At 70.1% G+C, this 16,842-nt stretch carries 11 protein-coding genes; 7 read left to right on the top strand and 4 right to left on the bottom strand.

Annotated elements, in window-relative coordinates; translation table 11 throughout:
• Positions 1–47 precede the first annotated feature (47 nt).
• The 4 genes from QC826_RS11215 to QC826_RS11200 all read right to left on the bottom strand — a co-directional run bounded on the left by QC826_RS11215 (position 48) and on the right by QC826_RS11200 (position 5,163).
• Positions 48–500, bottom strand: a complete 453-nt coding sequence (locus QC826_RS11215) for a MaoC family dehydratase (RefSeq protein WP_279765695.1) — start codon at positions 498–500, stop codon at positions 48–50.
• Positions 493–1,632, bottom strand: a complete 1,140-nt coding sequence (locus tag QC826_RS11210; protein WP_279765694.1) for an acyl-CoA dehydrogenase family protein — start codon at positions 1,630–1,632, stop codon at positions 493–495. The genes QC826_RS11215 and QC826_RS11210 overlap by 8 nt, the downstream gene beginning before the upstream one ends.
• Positions 1,633–1,641: 9 nt before the next feature.
• A complete protein-coding gene (locus tag QC826_RS11205) occupies positions 1,642–2,832 on the bottom strand; it encodes an acyl-CoA dehydrogenase family protein (protein WP_279765693.1) in 1,191 nt (396 codons plus the stop codon).
• Positions 2,833–3,024: 192 nt separating this feature from the next.
• Positions 3,025–5,163: a gluconolaconase gene (locus tag QC826_RS11200; RefSeq protein ID WP_279765692.1), complete on the bottom strand. Its 2,139-nt coding sequence runs from the start codon at positions 5,161–5,163 to the stop codon at positions 3,025–3,027.
• A gap of 318 nt (positions 5,164–5,481) precedes the next feature.
• On the opposite strand from QC826_RS11200, the gene QC826_RS11195 reads away from it, so the two are divergent.
• From QC826_RS11195 to QC826_RS11165, 7 genes are all read left to right on the top strand, one after another.
• Positions 5,482–6,546, top strand: a complete 1,065-nt coding sequence (locus tag QC826_RS11195; protein WP_279765691.1) for an HlyD family secretion protein — start codon at positions 5,482–5,484, stop codon at positions 6,544–6,546.
• The gene (gene rbbA / locus QC826_RS11190; RefSeq protein WP_279765690.1) at positions 6,543–9,398 is read left to right on the top strand and encodes a ribosome-associated ATPase/putative transporter RbbA; all 2,856 of its coding nucleotides are present in this window, start codon (positions 6,543–6,545) and stop codon (positions 9,396–9,398) included. Before QC826_RS11195 ends, rbbA begins: the two co-directional genes overlap by 4 nt.
• 1 nt (position 9,399) lies before the next feature.
• Positions 9,400–10,527: an ABC transporter permease gene (locus tag QC826_RS11185; protein WP_279765689.1), complete on the top strand. Its 1,128-nt coding sequence runs from the start codon at positions 9,400–9,402 to the stop codon at positions 10,525–10,527.
• Between the two features lie 254 nt (positions 10,528–10,781).
• A complete protein-coding gene (locus QC826_RS11180; protein WP_279765687.1) occupies positions 10,782–13,097 on the top strand; it encodes a TonB-dependent receptor in 2,316 nt (771 codons plus the stop codon).
• A 9-nt stretch (positions 13,098–13,106) separates the two neighbouring features.
• Positions 13,107–13,811, top strand: coding sequence for an ABC transporter ATP-binding protein (locus QC826_RS11175; protein ID WP_279765686.1), 705 nt, complete (start codon positions 13,107–13,109; stop codon positions 13,809–13,811).
• A complete protein-coding gene (locus QC826_RS11170) occupies positions 13,786–15,255 on the top strand; it encodes a DUF3526 domain-containing protein (protein WP_279765685.1) in 1,470 nt (489 codons plus the stop codon). The genes QC826_RS11175 and QC826_RS11170 overlap by 26 nt, the downstream gene beginning before the upstream one ends.
• On the top strand, positions 15,252–16,742 hold the full coding sequence (locus QC826_RS11165) for a DUF3526 domain-containing protein (RefSeq protein ID WP_279765684.1): 1,491 nt from the start codon (positions 15,252–15,254) through the stop codon (positions 16,740–16,742). The genes QC826_RS11170 and QC826_RS11165 overlap by 4 nt, the downstream gene beginning before the upstream one ends.
• Positions 16,743–16,842: the final 100 nt, after the last annotated feature.

Genomic DNA, 16,842 nt, shown 5'->3' with positions numbered 1-16,842 from the left:
CTTCTAGGTTTGCGCCGCTGGGTTTTCTTGGCGACACCGCACCGCCCTCAATAGCGCCGCATCAAAAACTCGGCCACGCAGACCGGCTTGACGCCGCCCTCGCGCTCGACCACCACGCCCCACTCGACCTGCGCGCCGCCCTCGATGTCCTCGATGGCCTGGATGGTCAGGCGCGCGCGCAGCCGGCTGCCGACCGGCACCGGGGCCGGGAAGCGCACCTTGTTGAGGCCGTAGTTGATGCCCATCCTCATGTCGGCCATGTGCAGCGCGTTGACCAGCATGGCCGGCACCAGCGCCAGCGTCATGAAGCCGTGCGCCACCGTGCCGCCGAACGGCGACTCCAGCGCCGCCCGCTCGACGTCGACGTGGATCCACTGGTGGTCGCCGCTGGCCTCGGCGAACAGGTCGACGCGCTGCTGGCTGATCTCCACCCAGTCGGACACGGCGACCTCCTGCCCGACCAGCGCCCTCATCTCCTCCAACGTGGCGAGCTCACGCATGCTGCACAAACCCGGGCTGGGCGATGAAACGCTCCAGATGGTGGTCGACGTCGCCCAAGGTCAGCGCGATCATGCTCAGACGCTTGAAGTGGTGCGCCGCCGGCAGCTCGTCGGTGACGCCCATGCCGCCGTGCAGCTGCACCGCCTGCTGGCCGACGAAGGTGGCCGCCTGGCCGACCCGCACCTTGGCCGCCGACACCACGCGACGGCGCTCCTCCTCGTCGCTCGAATCGACCTTGACGGCGGCCAGCATGGCCATCGAACGGGCCTGCTCGAGGTGGATGAACATGTCGGCCATGCGGTGCTGCAGCGCCTGGAACTTGCCGATCGGCGCGCCGAACTGCGCGCGCGTCTTCAGGTACTCCAGCGTGGCGGCGAAGATCGCGTCCATCGCGCCGACCGCCTCGGCGCACAACAGCGTGGCGCCGTAGTCGCCCGCCGCGTCGAGGATGCCCCAGCCGGCGCCGGCCGCGCCCAGCAGCGCGCCGGCCGGCAACGCCACCTGCTTCAGCGTGACGCTGGCGGCGCGCTGGCCGTCGATGGTGCGGTAGTCGCGCACCGTGACGCCAGGCGTGTCGGCCGGCAGCAGGAACAGCGAGATGCCGCCGCTGTCGCGTTGGGCGCCGGCGCTGCGCGCCGAGACGATCAGCGCGCCGGCCTGGCCGCCGTGGATGACCACGGTCTTGGCGCCGTCCAGCACATAGCCGGCGCCGCTGGCCGTGGCCGTGGTCTTGATGTCATGCAGGTCGTGGCGCGACTGCTGCTCGCCCAGCGCGCAGGCCAGCTTGAGTTCGCCGCCGGCCACTCGCTCCAGCGCCGCTTCGTGGCCGCCGGCCAGGCTCAGGAAGCGCGCCCCCAGCACGGTGGCCAGGTAGGGTTCGACCACCAGGCCGCGCCCCAGCTCCTGCATCACCAGCAGCAGGTCGACCGCCGTGCCGTCGAAGCCGCCCTGCGCCTGCGCCACCGGCAGCGCCGTCATGCCCAGCTCGGTCAGCGTGGCCCAGGCCGCGTCGGACACGCCGGCCGGCGAATGGATGATCTGGTGGCGCGTGGCGAAGCCGTAGTCCTTGTCGACCCAGCGGCGCAGCGCGTCGGCGAATTGCTTTTGTTCTTCATTGAAAGTAAAGTCCATGCTGTCCCCTCACAGACCCAGAATCATCTGGGTAATGATGTTTTTCTGAATCTCGTTGGAGCCGCCGTAGATCGACGTCTTGCGGAAATTGAAGTAGTAGCCGGCCAGCGGCGCGGCGGCGTCGTCGCCGCTCAAGGCGTGCTCGGCGCTGCCGTCCAGGTAGTCGGTGTCGAAGGGCAGCGCGTTCGGCCCCAGCGCCTCGACCATCAGCTCGGTCAGCCACTGTTGGATCTCCGAGCCGCGCACCTTCAGCATCGACGCCTCCGGTCCCGGCGCGTGCGAGTCCTGCGTGATGACGCGCAGCACCGTCGTCTCCAGCGCCATCAGCTCGATCTCCAGATTGGCCACCTTGGCGGCGAACAGCGGGTCCTGCAGCAGCGGCTTGCCGTGCTTCAGGTGCTCGCTCGCCACCTTCTTCAGGAACAACAGCTCGCGCTTGGAGCGGCCCACCGCCGCGATGCCGGTGCGCTCGTGGCCCAGCAAATACTTGGCGTAGGTCCAGCCCTTGTTTTCCTTGCCGACCAGGTTCTCCAACGGCACCTTGACGTTGTCGAAGAACACCTCGTTGACCTCGTGGTCCTCGTCGAGCATGATGATCGGCCGCACGGTGATGCCCGGCGTCTTCATGTCGATCAGCAGGAAGGAGATGCCCTCCTGCTTGCGCACGCCGCTGTCGGTGCGCACCAGGCAGAAGATCATGTCGGCGTGCTGGCCCAGCGTGGTCCAGGTCTTCTGGCCGTTGACGATGTAGTGCTCGCCGACGCGCTCGGCGGTGGTCTTCAGCGAGGCCAGGTCGGAGCCGGCGCCCGGTTCCGAGTAGCCCTGGCACCACCAGTCCTCGCAGCTGAGGATGCGCGGCAGATAATAGGCTTTTTGCGCCTCGTTGGCGAAGGCCATGATGACCGGCGCCACCATGTTGATACCGAACGGCAGGATGGGCGGCGTGCCGGCGCGGGCGCACTCCTCCTCCCAAATGTGGCGCTGGGTGGCGTTCCAGCCCGGGCCGCCGTACTCCACAGGCCAGGCCGGCGCCGCCCAGCCCTGCTTGGCGGCGATGCGGTGCCAGCGCACATAGTCGTCCTTTTGCAGGCGCAGGTGCATGCGCACCTTCTGCTGCAGGTCGGCCGGCAAATTGGCGTCGAGGAAGGCGCGTACCGTGTCGCGGAAGGCCAGTCCGTCGGCCGTATAGTTCAAATCCATGCTGTCTCCTTTATTTTTCTCGGCATAAAAAAGCACGACCGTTCAAAATAAATTGTACCGCATAAACCGATGCCGTTCGCGGCATTTTTTCACCCCCGCCCGGGACGCCGAAGCCGGGGTCAGACCCCGCAGGGGTCTGACCCCTTTGCCTGCGGGGTAAGGCCGGCATCCCGCCAACCTTCCAGAACCCGGTTACTCGACCATGATGGCCAGGTCGCGGCCCTGCGTGGCGACGTTGCCGGCATAGTCGGCCGCCAGGATGCGCAGCGTGTAGTTGCCCGGCGCCAGGTCGGCCACCCGCCACATGCCCGGCGTGACGCGGCCGGCCAGCATCTGGTTGTTGAGCGCGTAGACGAAGCGCGTCTCCTTGCTGCCGTGCACGGTGATGCCGCTGTTGGCGGCGTAGGCCAGCTTGACCGCCTCCGAGTTGCGCGGCAGGCGGTCGTACTGCTGCATGACGCGCGGCTGCTCGAAGCCGGCCAGCGGCGTGCCCTCCGCCGCCAACACCTGGTAGCCGAGCTTGTAGAGGCCCAGCCGGCGCCGCGCCTGGTTGCCGTCGACCAGGTCGAAGGCGTCGACGGCGATGCCCACCTCGCCCAAGCTGCGCGCCACGGCCAGCCGGCCGCCCCGCTTGCGCGCCAGCTCGCGGCCGCTGGCGTCGCTCAGGGCGATACCGTGGATCTGCGGCGCCACCGTGTCGCGCATGCCGATGAACGGCAGGCTGAGCGGATTGAGCTCGTCGCCGTTCGGGCTGTAGTCCAAATGCACGTGGGCCATGCGGTTGACCGTGCCCAAGGTGTCGCCGCTGTCGAAGCGGGTGCCGCGCTTGACGCGGACGCGGCCCGGCTTGCCGTTCTCGTCGGCCAGCAGCTGGAAGCGGCCGTCGAGCGGCTCGTCCTTGGCGTTGCGGCCGACCCGCATGTGGATATACGACAGGCCGTCGATCGCCAGCCCCTCGCTCAGGCCGCCAAAGGCCCAGTTCGGCAGCGGGTCGCGCACCTTGGCGGCGGCCACCGCCAGCACCGGCGCGCCGACGGCGGCCTGCACGTCGAGGCCGGCGTGGAAGTGGTCGCGGCTCTCGCCGTCGAAGTTGCCGCGCACCTCGCCCATCAGGCCGATCACCTCGTGCGCCTGCTGCTGCGGCTTGACCGGCCACAGCATCGGCTTGGCCCAGAGCGGCGCGGCCGCCGGCGGCGGCGCCGCCGGCGCCACCTGGCCCGGCCGGGGCGGCGCGATGTGGTGCAGGCGGAAGGTGGCCGCGTCGCTGACGAACAGCGAGCCGTCCGGCGCCAGCGCCATGCCGCGCGGCGCGTACAGGCGCACCATGCCGTCGCCGCCATAGCCGGGCTCGGCCGGATGGTCGACGTCGACCAGCGCGGCCGCCTCGGCGCCCGGCGCCAACTGGGCCACGGCGCCGTGCAAGCCGCTGGCCACGTAGATGACGCCGTCGTGCGTGACCGCCAGCGCCATCGGCCGGCTCAGCATCGATTCGCGGTCCTTCTGGTCGGCGCTGGCGACGGTGCTGACCTGGCTGTCGACGCCCAGGGTCAGCTTGCGCAGCGCGTTGTTGCGCGTGTCGGCGATCAACAGCTCGCCGGCCGGCGTCAAGGCCAGCGCGCACGGCGTGTCGAACAGCGATTGCGCCGCCGGGCCGTCGGCCAGGCCGGGACGGGCGCCGCCGGCGATGGTGCTGACCGTGCCGTCCGGCGCGATGCGGCGGATGCGGTCGTTGTAGGTGTCGGCCACGTAGACCACGCCGGCGCCGTCCACCGCCAGGCCCAGCGGGCCGTTGAACTGGGCCTGCGCGCCCTTGCCGTCGCGGAAGCCGGCCAGGCCGTCGCCGGCCAGGGTGCTCACCTGGCCCTGCGGCGTGATCTTGCGGATGGCGTTGTTGCCGGTGTCGGCCACATACAGGTTGCCGGCGCCGTCGATGGCCAGGCCGGACGGCGTGTTGAAGGCGGCCGCCGCGCCGCCGCCCTCGGCGTAGCCCTCGGTCGAGCCGGCCACGGTGCTGACCGTGCCGTCCGGGCTGATCCTGCGGATGCGGTTGTTGGCGCCGGCATCGGCCACGTACAGGTTGCCGGCGCGGTCGAGCACCACGCCGAAGGGGTCGGCGAAGCGCGCCTTGGCGCCTTCCTCGCCGCCGGAGCTGCCGTCGCCGGCCACGGTGGCGACGCGCGCCGGCCACAGGCGCACGGTGGCCAGGCGCTCGGCCGCCGCCGGGGCGGCCTGTTCGCCGTGCGGGGCGATGGAGTAGGCGACGATGCCGCCGACCAGCGCGCCGGCGACGGCCAGTGCGGCGATCGACAGCTTGAATTGAGTTGGGGTCACTAGGCTGCCCTGATTGTTGTTACTAAGAAAGCCAGCTTACCTGATTCACACCGCTTCAACAATCTCCGGAACCTGTCGGCCGCCCTCCTTCTCGAGCCTTGCGGCAATACCAGATGACTACCAGAAGTGTTTTTTTGCAGTGCAAGAAAACTATAGCGACTCAAGAGTATCCAAGTGGAATACTATTACGACTCAACAGTCGCCATCAGGCAGCGAACGGCCGCCTACGACTGCGAACGGCAGGCGCCGCCAGCGCAAGGGCGGACGCGGCCGGCATTGCGCCGGCCCGCCGGACATAGCGAAGGGTGAGCAATGAAGATGAATATGAAATCGAGCATCAGCGCGGCCGTGCTGCTGGCCGCCGCCGTGGCCGCCTTGCTGCTGTGGCGCCCGTGGCAGGCCAAGGGCCTGGGCGACGGCTTCATCAACGGCAACGGCCGCATCGAGGCCACCGAGATCGCCGTCGCCACCAAGCTGGCCGGCCGGGTGGAAAAAGTCCTCGTCGCCGAGGGCGAGTTCGTCAAGGCCGGCCAGCCGCTGGCGCAGATGCAGATCGATGGCCTGCAGGCCCAGCGCGACGAGGCCTTGGCCCGCTTGCAGCAGGCGCAACAGGCCGTCGGCGGCGCCGAGGTGCAGGTGGCGCAGCAGCAGGCCAACTACGAGGCGGCGCTGGCCGTGGTGGCGCAGCGCGAAAGCGAGCTCGACACGGCGCAGCGCCGCCTGCCCCGTTCGGAAAAACTGGCCAAGGAGGGCTTCTTCTCCAGCCAGCTGCTGGACGACGACCGCGCCAAGGTACACAGCCTGCTGGCCGGCGTGTCCGCCGCCAAGGCCCAGGCGCGGGCCGCCAAGGTGGGCATCGCGGCGGCGCGCAGCCAGGTGGCCGGCGCCCAGTCCAACGTGCGCGCGCTGCAGGCCACACTCGAGCGCATCGAGGTGGAACTGGCCGACAGCGTGCTCAAGGCGCCGCGCGCCGGCCGCGTGCAGTTCCGCGTCGCCCAGGACGGCGAGGTGCTGGGCGGCGGCGGCCGCGTGCTCAACCTGCTCGACCTGTCCGACGTCTACATGACCTTCTTCCTGCCGGAAACCGTGGCCGGCCGCGTCGCCCTGGGCAGCGAGGTGCGCATCGTGCTCGACGCCGCGCCGCAGTTCGTGATTCCGGCCAAGGTCTCCTTCGTCGCCAGCGCCGCCCAGTTCACGCCGAAGACGGTGGAGACCGCCAGCGAGCGGCAAAAGCTGATGTTCCGGGTCAAGGCGCAGATCGACAAGGACTTGCTGCAACGCCATCTGGCCCAGGTCAAGACCGGCCTGCCCGGCGTCGCCTGGATCAAGCTCGACGCCAACGCCGCCTGGCCGGCCGAGCTGACCGTCAAGGCCGGCCAGTGACAGTGCCAGCCGCGCCCGTGCCGGTGGCGCGCCTTGCCGGCGTGACGCTGCGCTACAAGAAGACCACCGCGCTGGACCAGGTGACGCTGGACATCCCGGCCGGCCGCATGGTCGGCCTGATCGGCCCGGACGGGGTCGGCAAGTCCAGCCTGCTGGCGCTGTTGTCGGGCGCCCGCGCGGTGCAGCAGGGCCGCGTCGAGGTGCTCGGCGGCGACATGGCGCGGCGCCGCCACCGCCAGGCGGTCTGCCCCAACATCGCCTTCATGCCCCAGGGCCTGGGCAAGAACCTCTACCCGACCCTGTCGGTGGAGGAGAACCTGCAATTCTTCGCCCGCCTGTTCGGCCACAACGCCGCCGAGCGGCGCCGCCGCATCGACCAATTGACCACCAGCACCGGCCTGCACGCCTTCCTCGAGCGCCCGGCCGGCAAACTGTCCGGCGGCATGAAGCAGAAGCTCGGCCTGTGCTGCGCGCTGATCCACGACCCCGACCTGCTGATCCTCGACGAACCCACCACCGGCGTCGACCCGCTGGCGCGCGCCCAGTTCTGGCAGCTGATCGCGGAAATCCAGGCGCAGCGGCCCGGCATGAGCGTGGTGGTCGCCACCGCCTACATGGAGGAGGCGCAGCGCTTCGACTGGCTGGTGGCGATGGACGAGGGCCGCGTGCTGGCCAGCGGCACCCCGGCCGAATTGCAGGCGCGCACCGGCCAGAGCTCGCTCGAGGCCGCCTTCATCGCCCTGCTGCCGGAGGAGAAGCGGCGCGACTACCAGGCCGTCAGCCTGGCCCCGCTGGCGCTGGCCGCCGACGCCGAGATCGCCATCGAGGCCAAGGACTTGACCATGCGCTTCGGCGATTTTGTCGCCGTCGACCACGTCAGCTTCCGCATCCGCCGCGGCGAGATCTTCGGCTTCATCGGCTCCAACGGCTGCGGCAAGTCGACCACGATGAAGATGCTGACCGGTCTGCAGCCGGCCAGCGAGGGCCGCGCCTGGCTGCTGGGCCAGCCGGTCGACCCGCGCGACCTGGCGACGCGGCGCCGGGTCGGCTACATGTCGCAGGCCTTCTCGCTGTACCGCGAGCTGACCGTCGAGCAGAACCTGGTGCTGCACGCGCGCCTGTTCCACGTCCCCGCCGCCGAGCTGGCGGCGCGGGTGGCCGAGTCGCTGCAACGCTTCGGCCTGCAGGGCGTGCCGGACGCGCTGCCCGAGCAACTGCCGCTGGGCATGCGCCAGCGCCTGTCGCTGGCCGTCGCCACCGTGCACCGGCCGGAACTGCTGATCCTCGACGAGCCCACCTCCGGCGTCGACCCGGTCGCCCGCGACAACTTCTGGCGCCTGATGATCGAGCTGGCGCGGCGCGACAAGGTGACCATCTTCATCTCGACCCACTTCATGAACGAGGCCGAACGCTGCGACCGCATCTCGCTGATGCACGCCGGCCGCGTGTTGGAGAGCGCCGCGCCGGCCGAGATCATCGCCCGGCGCGGCGCCGCCACCTTGGAGGAGGCCTTCATCGGCGTGCTGCGCGACGCCGCCGCGCAGGACACCGAGCGGGACGCCAACGGCGGCCGGCCCCGGCCCGCCGCCGCGCCGAGGCCTGCGCTGGCGCCAGCGTCTGCGCAGGGGCCGGGGCCGGCGCCGCCGCAACCTGCCATCGCGCGCGCCGCCGCGCCGCCGCCCAAGCCGCCCAAGGCGCGCAAATCCGGCGGCCCCGTGGCCCGCCTGCGCCGCAGCCTGGCGCGCATTCAAACCTACCAGTGGCGCGAGGCGCTTGAGCTGCGGCGCGACCCGGTGCGCGGCGCGCTCGCCCTGCTCGGCTCGCTGCTACTGATGTTCGTCATGGGCTACGGCATCAGCATGGACGTCGGCAACCTGCGCTTCGCCGTGCTCGACCGCGACCAAACCGAACTGAGCCGCAACTACACGCTGAACCTGGCCGGCTCGCGCTACTTCACCGAACAGGCGCCGATCCACGACTACGCCGAACTCGACCGGCGCATGCGCAGCGGCGAGCTGTCGCTGGCCATCGAGATCCCGCCCGGCTTCGCGCGCGACGTGGCGCGCGGCCAGACGGTGCAGATCGGCGCCTGGATCGACGGCGCCATGCCGCAGCGCGCCGAAACCGTCACCGGCTACGCCCAGGGCATGCACCAGCAATGGTACGCCCAGCTGCTGCGCGAGCGGACCGGCGCCACGCCCACCGCGCTGGTCGGCGTGGCAACGCGCTACCGCTACAACCCGGACGTGCGCAGCCTGCCGGCCATGGTGCCGGCGGTGATGCCGCTGCTGTTGCTGATGCTGCCGGCCATGCTGACCGCGCTGGCGGTGGTGCGCGAAAAGGAGCTCGGCTCGATCATCAACCTGTACGTCACGCCGGTCACCCGCACCGAGTTCCTGATCGGCAAGCAGCTGCCCTACCTGATCCTGGCCATGTTCAACTACGCCCTGATGTGCCTGGCGGCCGTCACCGTGTTCGGCGTGCCGATGACGGGCAGCTTCGCCGCGCTCAGCGTGGCCGCGCTGATCTTCTGCGTCTGCTCGACCGGCATGGGCCTGCTCGCCTCCACCGTCACGCGCAGCCAGATCGCCGCGATGTTCTTCGCCATGCTCGGCACCATGCTGCCGGCGGTGCAGTTCGCCGGCCTGATCAACCCGGTCTCCTCGCTCGAGGGCGGCGCCCGCTGGTTCGGCGAGATCTATCCGGCCAGCCACATGTTCACCATCAGCCGTGGCGTGTTCAGCAAGGCGCTCGGCTTCGCCGACCTGGGCGCCTCGTTCTGGCCCATGCTGCTGGCCGTGCCGGTCATCATGGGCCTGGCCATCGCCCTGCTCAAGAAGCAGGAGGCCTGACATGCTGCGCCACCTGGCCAACATCTACCGCCTCGGCGTCAAGGAACTGTGGAGCCTGTGGCGCGACCCGGCCATGCTCTTCCTCATCGTCTACACCTTCACCCTGGCCATCTACGTGGCCGGCACGGCCATGCCGGAGACCCTGCACCACGCCCCCATCGCCATCGTCGACGAGGACGGCTCGGCCCTGTCGCAGCGCATCGCGGCGGCCTTCTACCCGCCCGAGTTCGGCCGCCCCACGCCGATCGGCCTGGCCGAGGTGGACCCGGGCATGGACTCGGGCCGCTACACCTTCGTGCTCGACATCCCGCCCAACTTCCAGCGCGACATGCTGGCCGGCCGCGCCCCGCAGCTGCAACTGAACGTCGACGCCACCCGCATGGGCCAGGCCTTCACCGGCAACGGCGCCATCGTGCAGATCGTCACGGCCGAAGTCGACGAGTTCGCCCGCGGCTACCGCGCCACGGCGGCCATGCCGGTCGAGCTGGCCACGCGGGCCCGCTTCAACCCGGCGCTGCAGCAGTCGTGGTTCGGCTCGCTGATGGAGCTGGTCAACAACATCACCATGCTGTCGATCATCCTGACCGGCGCCGCGCTGATCCGCGAACGCGAGCACGGCACCATCGAGCACCTGCTGGTGATGCCGGTGACGCCGCTGGAGATCATGCTGGCCAAGGTGTGGGCCATGGCGCTGGTGGTGCTGCTGGCCGCCTCGGTGGCGCTGGCGGTGGTGATCCAGGGCGCGCTGCGGGTGCCGATCGACGGCTCGATCGCCCTGTTCCTGCTCGGCGCCACGCTGCACCTGTTCGCCACCACCTCGATGGGCATCTTCATGGCCACGCTGGCGCGCAGCATGCCGCAGTTCGGCCTGCTGATGATCCTCATCATGATGCCGCTGCAGATGCTGTCGGGCGGCATCACCCCGCGCGAAAGCATGCCCGGCTGGGTGCAACAGGTGATGGCGCTGGCGCCGACCACCCACTTCACCGAGCTGAGCCAGGCCATCCTCTACCGGGGCGCCGGCCTCTCGGTGGTGTGGACCTCGTTCGCCGCGCTGCTGCTGATCGGTTCGGCGCTGTTCGCCCTGTCGCTGGCGCGCTTCCGCAAGACCATCACACAAATGGCCTGAGGCGCGCCCGGCGCGCCGGCCAATACGCAGCGACTCCCCAAGCGAGCAACAATCATTTTTTAATGCAAGTGTATTGCATTAACGAAGGGATCGACTTATGATGCAAGTCAATTGCATTAGCGACGGCTGCGCGCCGCCCCCCCTTCCCCATCTCCGACTTGGCCACGGGAGGACGGCCCGCCGGCATCGCTCCCTGCAAGCGCGCACGGACCACCCGTCTCCGTTGCCCCCTTAGCCCTCCCACACTCGCCCACATGAAAACCACAACCCGGCCGATCGCCGCCGCAATGACCCTCGCCCTCGCCACCGGCGGCTTCGCCTACGCCGACGAGCCCGCCGCCGCCGCCGCCGCAGCAGCGCTGCAAACCATCACCATCCACAGCAGCCGCAGCCCGCTCGACCCCAACCTGCCGACCACCAGCGTGGGCAAAACCCAGGACGAGCTGCGCCAGCAGCAGAACATCTTCAACCCGGAGGATGCCCTGCGCAACCTGCCCAGCATGACCATACGCAAGCGCTACAGCGGCGACCGCAACGCCCTGGTCGGCGGCCGCAGCTTCTCCACCACCCAGGCGCCGCGCGCCCTGGTCAGCATGGACGGCCACCTCTTGTCGAACTTCCTCGGCCGTTTCGACGCGCCGCGTTGGAACATGCTCGCACCGGAGGAGATCAGCCGGGTCGATGTGTCGTACGGCCCCTTCTCCGCGCTCTACCCCGGCAATTCGATCGGCACCACGATCGCCATCACCACCAGCCGCCCCACCGCGTTCTCCGGCGCGCTCAGAGTGGCGCTGCAGGACCAGGCCTTCGACCAATACGGCCTGAGCGGCCACTACCGCAACTATCAGGCCTCGGCGCTGATCGGCGACCGGCTCGCCTCCGGCCTCTGGTACAAATTGATGCTCAACCAGCAGGACGCCACCAGCCAACCGATGGGCTATGCCAGCGCCAGCGCCAACGCCGCCGGGGTGTTCACGGCGCCGGCCGGCCCGCCCGCCACCCCGGTCGGCGGCGTGGTCTACGATACCGGACCGTTCGGCACGCGCCGCGCGATCTTCGGCGCCAACGGCGGCGCCATCGACCACACCCGGCAACACACGGCGAAGGCCGCCTTCGGCTACGACTTCAGCCCGACCCTGGGCGCCGAAGGCTTCATCGCCTGGTGGCAGAACAACAGCGTGACGCGCAACCAAACCTTCCTGCGCGACGCCGCCGGCGCCGCCGTCTGGTCCGGCCGCGTCAGCGACGGCGCCAATGTCTTCGTGCTGCCGGCGGCCGGATTCGCCCCGTACCGCCGCGACGAGCACCACGCCCAGGCCGGCGTGACGCTGAAGAGCCGCCATCGCAGCGGTTGGAACGGCAGCGTGTCGGCGAGCAGCTACCGCATCCTCGACGACGTGCAGCGCAACGCCGGCAGCGCCGATCCGCTGGCCGCCAATGGCGGCCCGGGCAGCGCCGTGGTCCGCGACGGCACCGGCTTTCACTCGCTCGACGCGCAAGCCAGCTACACGCCCAGCGCCGGCGACTGGACCGGCGGCGCGCACGCCCTCACCTTCGGCGTGCACGGCGACCACTACCGGCTCAAGCAGCGCAGCTTGACCACGGCGGACTGGCGCCAGGCCGGCGGCGCGGAAAGCCAGTACCTCGGCGGCAGCACCCGCACGCTGGCGCTGTACGCCCAGGACGCCTGGCGCTTCGCGCCGCGCTGGCACGCCACCTTCGGCCTGCGCGGCGAGGCGTGGCAGGCCAGCGACGGCGTCCAGCGCGCCCAGGGCGCCGCCGCGCAGAACTATCCGCGCCGGCGCGAACAGGCCTGGTCGCCCAAGCTCTCGCTCAACTGGGAGGCCGGCGCCGACACCACGCTGCGCCTCTCGGCCGGACGCGGCACGCGCTTCGCCACCGTCGCCGAACTGTTCCAGGGCAGCGCCGTCGGCAGCAGCATCGTCGTCAACGATCCGGCCCTGAAACCGGAGCGCGCCAACGCCCTCGAGCTGATGGCCGAGCAACGCTACGCACTGGGCAGCCTGCGCGCCTCGCTGTTCCAGGACGACGTCCGCAACACCATTTGGAGCCAGCTGAACCTGAATGTTTTCCCCAACGTGACGAACGTGCAAAACGTCGACCGCGTGCGCACCCGCGGCGTGGAGTTGGTCGGCCAGGTCGACCGCCTCGGCATCCACGGCCTGAGCGCGGAGGCGAACATCGCCTTCAGCAAATCGACCATTTTGGAGAACCGGGACTATCCGCCGTCGGTGGGAAAGAACTGGTCGCGGGTGCCGCGCGTCCGCTCGGCCGCCACACTGCTCTACGCGCCCGCCGACAGCTGGAGCGCCGCCGCCACCTACCGCTATGCCGGCGCCCAGTTCAACGAGATCAACAATAGCGACACCAACAGCGACGTGTACGGCGCCGTCTCCCGCGTGAGCCAGCTCGACGTGCGCCTGCTGCTCAAACCGGTCAAGGGCACCGAGCTGGCGCTCGGCATCGACAACCTCAACAACAACCGCGCCTTCCAGCTGCACCCCTATCCGGGCCGCACCCTGTTTGCCGAAGTGCGCTACGCCTTCTAAGGAACCGGCATGATCCATATCGAAAAACTGGGCAAGCGCTACGACGGCAGGAGCGTGGTCGACGGGCTCGACCTGCATGTCCACGGCGGTGAAATCTACGCCCTGCTGGGCCCCAACGGCGCCGGCAAATCCACCACCATCGCCTGCCTGCTGGGCTTTGTCGAGGCGGACGCCGGCAGCATCCGGCTGGCCGGCTCCCGCCTGCCGCCGGCACAGGCGGCGGTCCAACACGCCGCCTACATCGCCGAGAACGTCGCCCTGTACGAGCGCCTCAGCGGGGTGGAGAACGTCGAGTTCTTCATGCGCCTGCTCGGCATCAGGCCGGGGCGCGGCGAGATCGAGACGCTGCTGGCGCGCGCCGGCCTGCCCGAGCACGCCTGGCACCGCCAGGCCCACGGCTACTCGAAAGGCATGCGGCAAAAAGTCGGCATCGTGATGGCGCTGGCCAAGGGGGCGAAGGTGCTGGTGTTGGACGAGCCCACCTCCGGCCTCGATCCGGAGGCCAGCGTCGCCTTCGGCGGCCTGGTGCGCGCCTTGGCCGACGACGGCGCCGCCGTACTGATGGCAACCCACGATTTGTTCCGCGCACAGGAGCTGGCGGACCGCTGCGGCATGCTGGTCGGCGGCCAACTGGCCGGCGAATGGAAACTAGGAGAATTGAATGCAGGCGAACTCGAACGCAACTACCTTGACATCCTCGCCCGCCGCGCCTGAGCGGCGCGGCGGCCGGCGCCGCTGGCTGCTGGCCTTTGCCGGCGCCTGGCAGGCCGACTGGCGCGAGCGCCGGCGCGACTGGCGCGTCTGGCTGGTGCTCGGCGTCGGCCTGGCCCTGGCCTGCTGCGCGGCGCTGTCGTCCTCGCTGCAGTTGCGCGCCACGCTGGAGGCGCGCGGCGCGGCTGAGCAGGCGGAGCAACAGCGCTGGTCGCAGCAGGGCAAGAAGTATCCGCACGCGGCCGCCCACTACGGCGTGTACGTGTTCAAACCCCTGTCGGCGCTGGCCGCCCTGGACCCCGGCATCGAGCACTACGTCGGCGCCAGCGTCTGGCTGGAGGCGCACAAGCAGAACGAGTTGGTGTACCGGCCGGCCAACGACGAAGCCGGCGTCAACCGCCAATTCCGCCTGCACCCGGCGTTCGTGCTGCAAGTGCTGGCGCCGATGGCCATGATCTTCCTCGGCTTCGGCATGTTCGCCGCCGAACGCGAGCGCGGCACGCTGGCGGCCCTGCGCGTCAACGCCGCGCCGCTCGGCGCCCTGGCGCTGGCGCGCGGCGCGGTGCTGCTCTGCCTGGCGGCGACGCTGGCGCTGCCCGCCTGCGTCGCCGTGGCCGCGCTCGAGTGGACCCTGGACAGCCGCAGCCCGTTCAGCGACGGCGCGCCGCGCGCCGCCCTGTTCGCGCTGGGCCACCTGGTCTATCTGGGCAGTTGGGCCGCGTTGATCGCCGCCGTCTCGGCATGGGCGCCGAATTTGCGCTCCAGCCTGGCGCTGCTGATCGGACTGTGGGCGCTCACCGCGCTGGTGGCGCCGCGCGCGGCGGTCGAGCTGGCGCAACTGGCGGCGCCACTGCCGACCATGCAGCGGTTCCGCGCCGACCTCGACAGCGCGCTGGGCATGCCCGACGATCCGCAACAGGCCGAACACGACAAACAGCAGCTGCTGCGCGAACACGGCGTGCGCGACGCCAAGGACTTACCCGTGAACTGGGCCGGCATCAGCCTGCAACGTGGCGAGAACCATGGCGACCGCATCTTCGACCAGCACTACGGCCAGCTGTTCGACGCCATGCGCCGGCAGTCGGCGGCGGCGGCGCTCGCCGGCTGGTTGTCGCCGGCGGTGGCGGTGGCCGGCCTCTCCAGCGCGCTTGCCGGCAGCGACACGGAACAGCATGTCCAGTTCATCCACGGCGCCGAACAGCAGCGCCGGACCATACAAAGGGTGATGAATACGGCCATTGCCGCGCACCGCGAGCAGGACGGCGTCCGCCACGACGGCGACCGGTCGCTATGGGACCGGGTGCCGCCGTTCCGCTTCCGCTTCAACCCGCTGGACATGGGCGGCCTGCTGGCACGCCATCTCCTTCCTTTGCTGACGCTGTTCACCGCCAGCCTGCTGCTGTGCGCGGCCGGCTTGCGCCATCTACGAAACGGAAACCTACGATGAAACAGATTTTCACCCTGGTCGCCTACGACCTGCGCTGCCAGCTGCGCGAGCGCGGCACCGGCGCCCTGCTCGCGGCCGCCCTGCTGCTCGCCGCCTTCGGGCTGTTCGAGGGCGCGCGTTTCGACCGCCACGGCCGCCAGGCGGTGGCCGCCGCCGCCGCCCAGGAGGCGCAGGCCAGGAGCGACGCCAGCACGCTGGCGCGGCGCTACTTCGCCGACCCGGCGGCGGCGCAGTTCGCCCGGCTGCAGTGGCATCGCACGCCGGTCGATGTGCGCGGCTACGCCTTCCGAGAACACGTCGGATTTGCCGCCAAGCCCGCCGTTGCCGGCGCCGCGCTGGCCATCGGCCAGGCCGACCTGCTGCCGCCCTACGTGCGGGTGCGCGCCGAGTCGATGGAGTCGGTGCGCACCGCCAGCGAGATCGAACATCCGGCGCTGTTGGCGGTGGGCCGCTTCGACCTGATGTTCTACGTCGTCTACCTGTGGCCCCTGATACTGCTGGCCCTGACCAGCTCCGTCCTGACCCAGGACCGGGAAAGCCTGCGCCTGCGCTCCCTGCAGTTGCAGGGCATACGGCTGGGCCGCATGCTGGTGGCGCAGGTGTTCGCGCGCGCGCTGAGCGCCACGGCGCTGTTGACGGCGGCCTGCGTGGGCGCCGCCCTGCTGCTCGGCGCGGTCGAATTCGACCTTGCCGGCATGGCGGCGCTGGCCAGCTGGGGCGGCGTGCTGCTGTTGTACTCGATGTTCTGGGCGGCGGTGGCCGTGGCCATAGGCGCCGTCTGCGGCAACCGCATGACGGCCGCCTTCGCCGGCTTCGCCGCCTGGCTGGTTTTCGCCATTCTGCTGCCCGGCGCGCTGGGCGTGGCGATCCAACTGGGCGCGCCGGTGCCGCAGCGCGAGCTGTATGTGCAGGCGATGCGCGACGCCGCCGACCAAGTCGCGGCCAACAAGCTGGACAGCTTGGCGCGCTTCTACGACAGCCATCCCGACTGGAAACCGGCGACGGCGCTCGACAAGGTGTCGTCCAGCGTCTCGCGGCTGCAGCGGGCGCAGGAGCTCGAGCGCGTGATGGCCGGCGTCGAACAACGTTTCGCGCGCGCCAAACAGGAGCGCCAGCGCAGGTTCGAGGCAGCGCTCGTGCTTAGCCCGGTGAGCTCGACCTATCAAATCCTGGCCGGCCTCGCCGGCAACGACGGCGTGCGCCACCAGCGCTTTCTGGACGAGGTGCAGCAGCACCAGCGGCGCCTGCGCGACTACTTCCAGGAGGCGATACAGCGCGCCGCGCTGGGCGACGAACGCGCGCCCTGCCCGGCCACCTGCCTGGGCGGCTACGGCTTCCGCGATTTCGATCAAGTGCCGGTGTTCGCGCCCTCGCCGGCCTTGGCCACCGCGACGCCGTGGGGCGGCCAGCTGGTCTCCTTGCCGCTGTGGACCGGCCTCATGCTGGGGCTGGCCGCCTTGCTGCTGGCGCGTACGCGGCGCCGTTGAGGGATCTTACTGAACCGAGAATTTATTATCAAAGTGACATTTCGAGAGAATTCATGCGGTAAAACGGCACAGAATAGGCGGTTTCGTAGGACCAGTCCTA

Origin of the sequence: Rugamonas sp. DEMB1 (assembly GCF_029834475.1) — a bacterium.
In the GTDB taxonomy this organism is placed as follows: Bacteria; Pseudomonadota; Gammaproteobacteria; order Burkholderiales; family Burkholderiaceae_D; genus Rugamonas; species Rugamonas rubra.
The sequence above is the reverse complement of the archived record's forward strand: the minus strand, read 5'-3'. Positions and strand labels throughout refer to the sequence as shown.

What these genes read in the sequence shown, in the direction of transcription:
- QC826_RS11180 (WP_279765687.1), top strand. Translation starts at nt 10,782, where the DNA reads ATGAAAACCACAACCCGGCCGATCGCCGCCGCAATGACCCTCGCCCTC.
- QC826_RS11215 (WP_279765695.1), bottom strand. Translation starts at nt 500, where the DNA reads ATGCGTGAGCTCGCCACGTTGGAGGAGATGAGGGCGCTGGTCGGGCAG.
- QC826_RS11185 (WP_279765689.1), top strand. Translation starts at nt 9,400, where the DNA reads ATGCTGCGCCACCTGGCCAACATCTACCGCCTCGGCGTCAAGGAACTG.
- QC826_RS11175 (WP_279765686.1), top strand. Translation starts at nt 13,107, where the DNA reads ATGATCCATATCGAAAAACTGGGCAAGCGCTACGACGGCAGGAGCGTG.
- QC826_RS11210 (WP_279765694.1), bottom strand. Translation starts at nt 1,632, where the DNA reads ATGGACTTTACTTTCAATGAAGAACAAAAGCAATTCGCCGACGCGCTG.
- QC826_RS11205 (WP_279765693.1), bottom strand. Translation starts at nt 2,832, where the DNA reads ATGGATTTGAACTATACGGCCGACGGACTGGCCTTCCGCGACACGGTA.
- QC826_RS11195 (WP_279765691.1), top strand. Translation starts at nt 5,482, where the DNA reads ATGAATATGAAATCGAGCATCAGCGCGGCCGTGCTGCTGGCCGCCGCC.
- QC826_RS11165 (WP_279765684.1), top strand. Translation starts at nt 15,252, where the DNA reads ATGAAACAGATTTTCACCCTGGTCGCCTACGACCTGCGCTGCCAGCTG.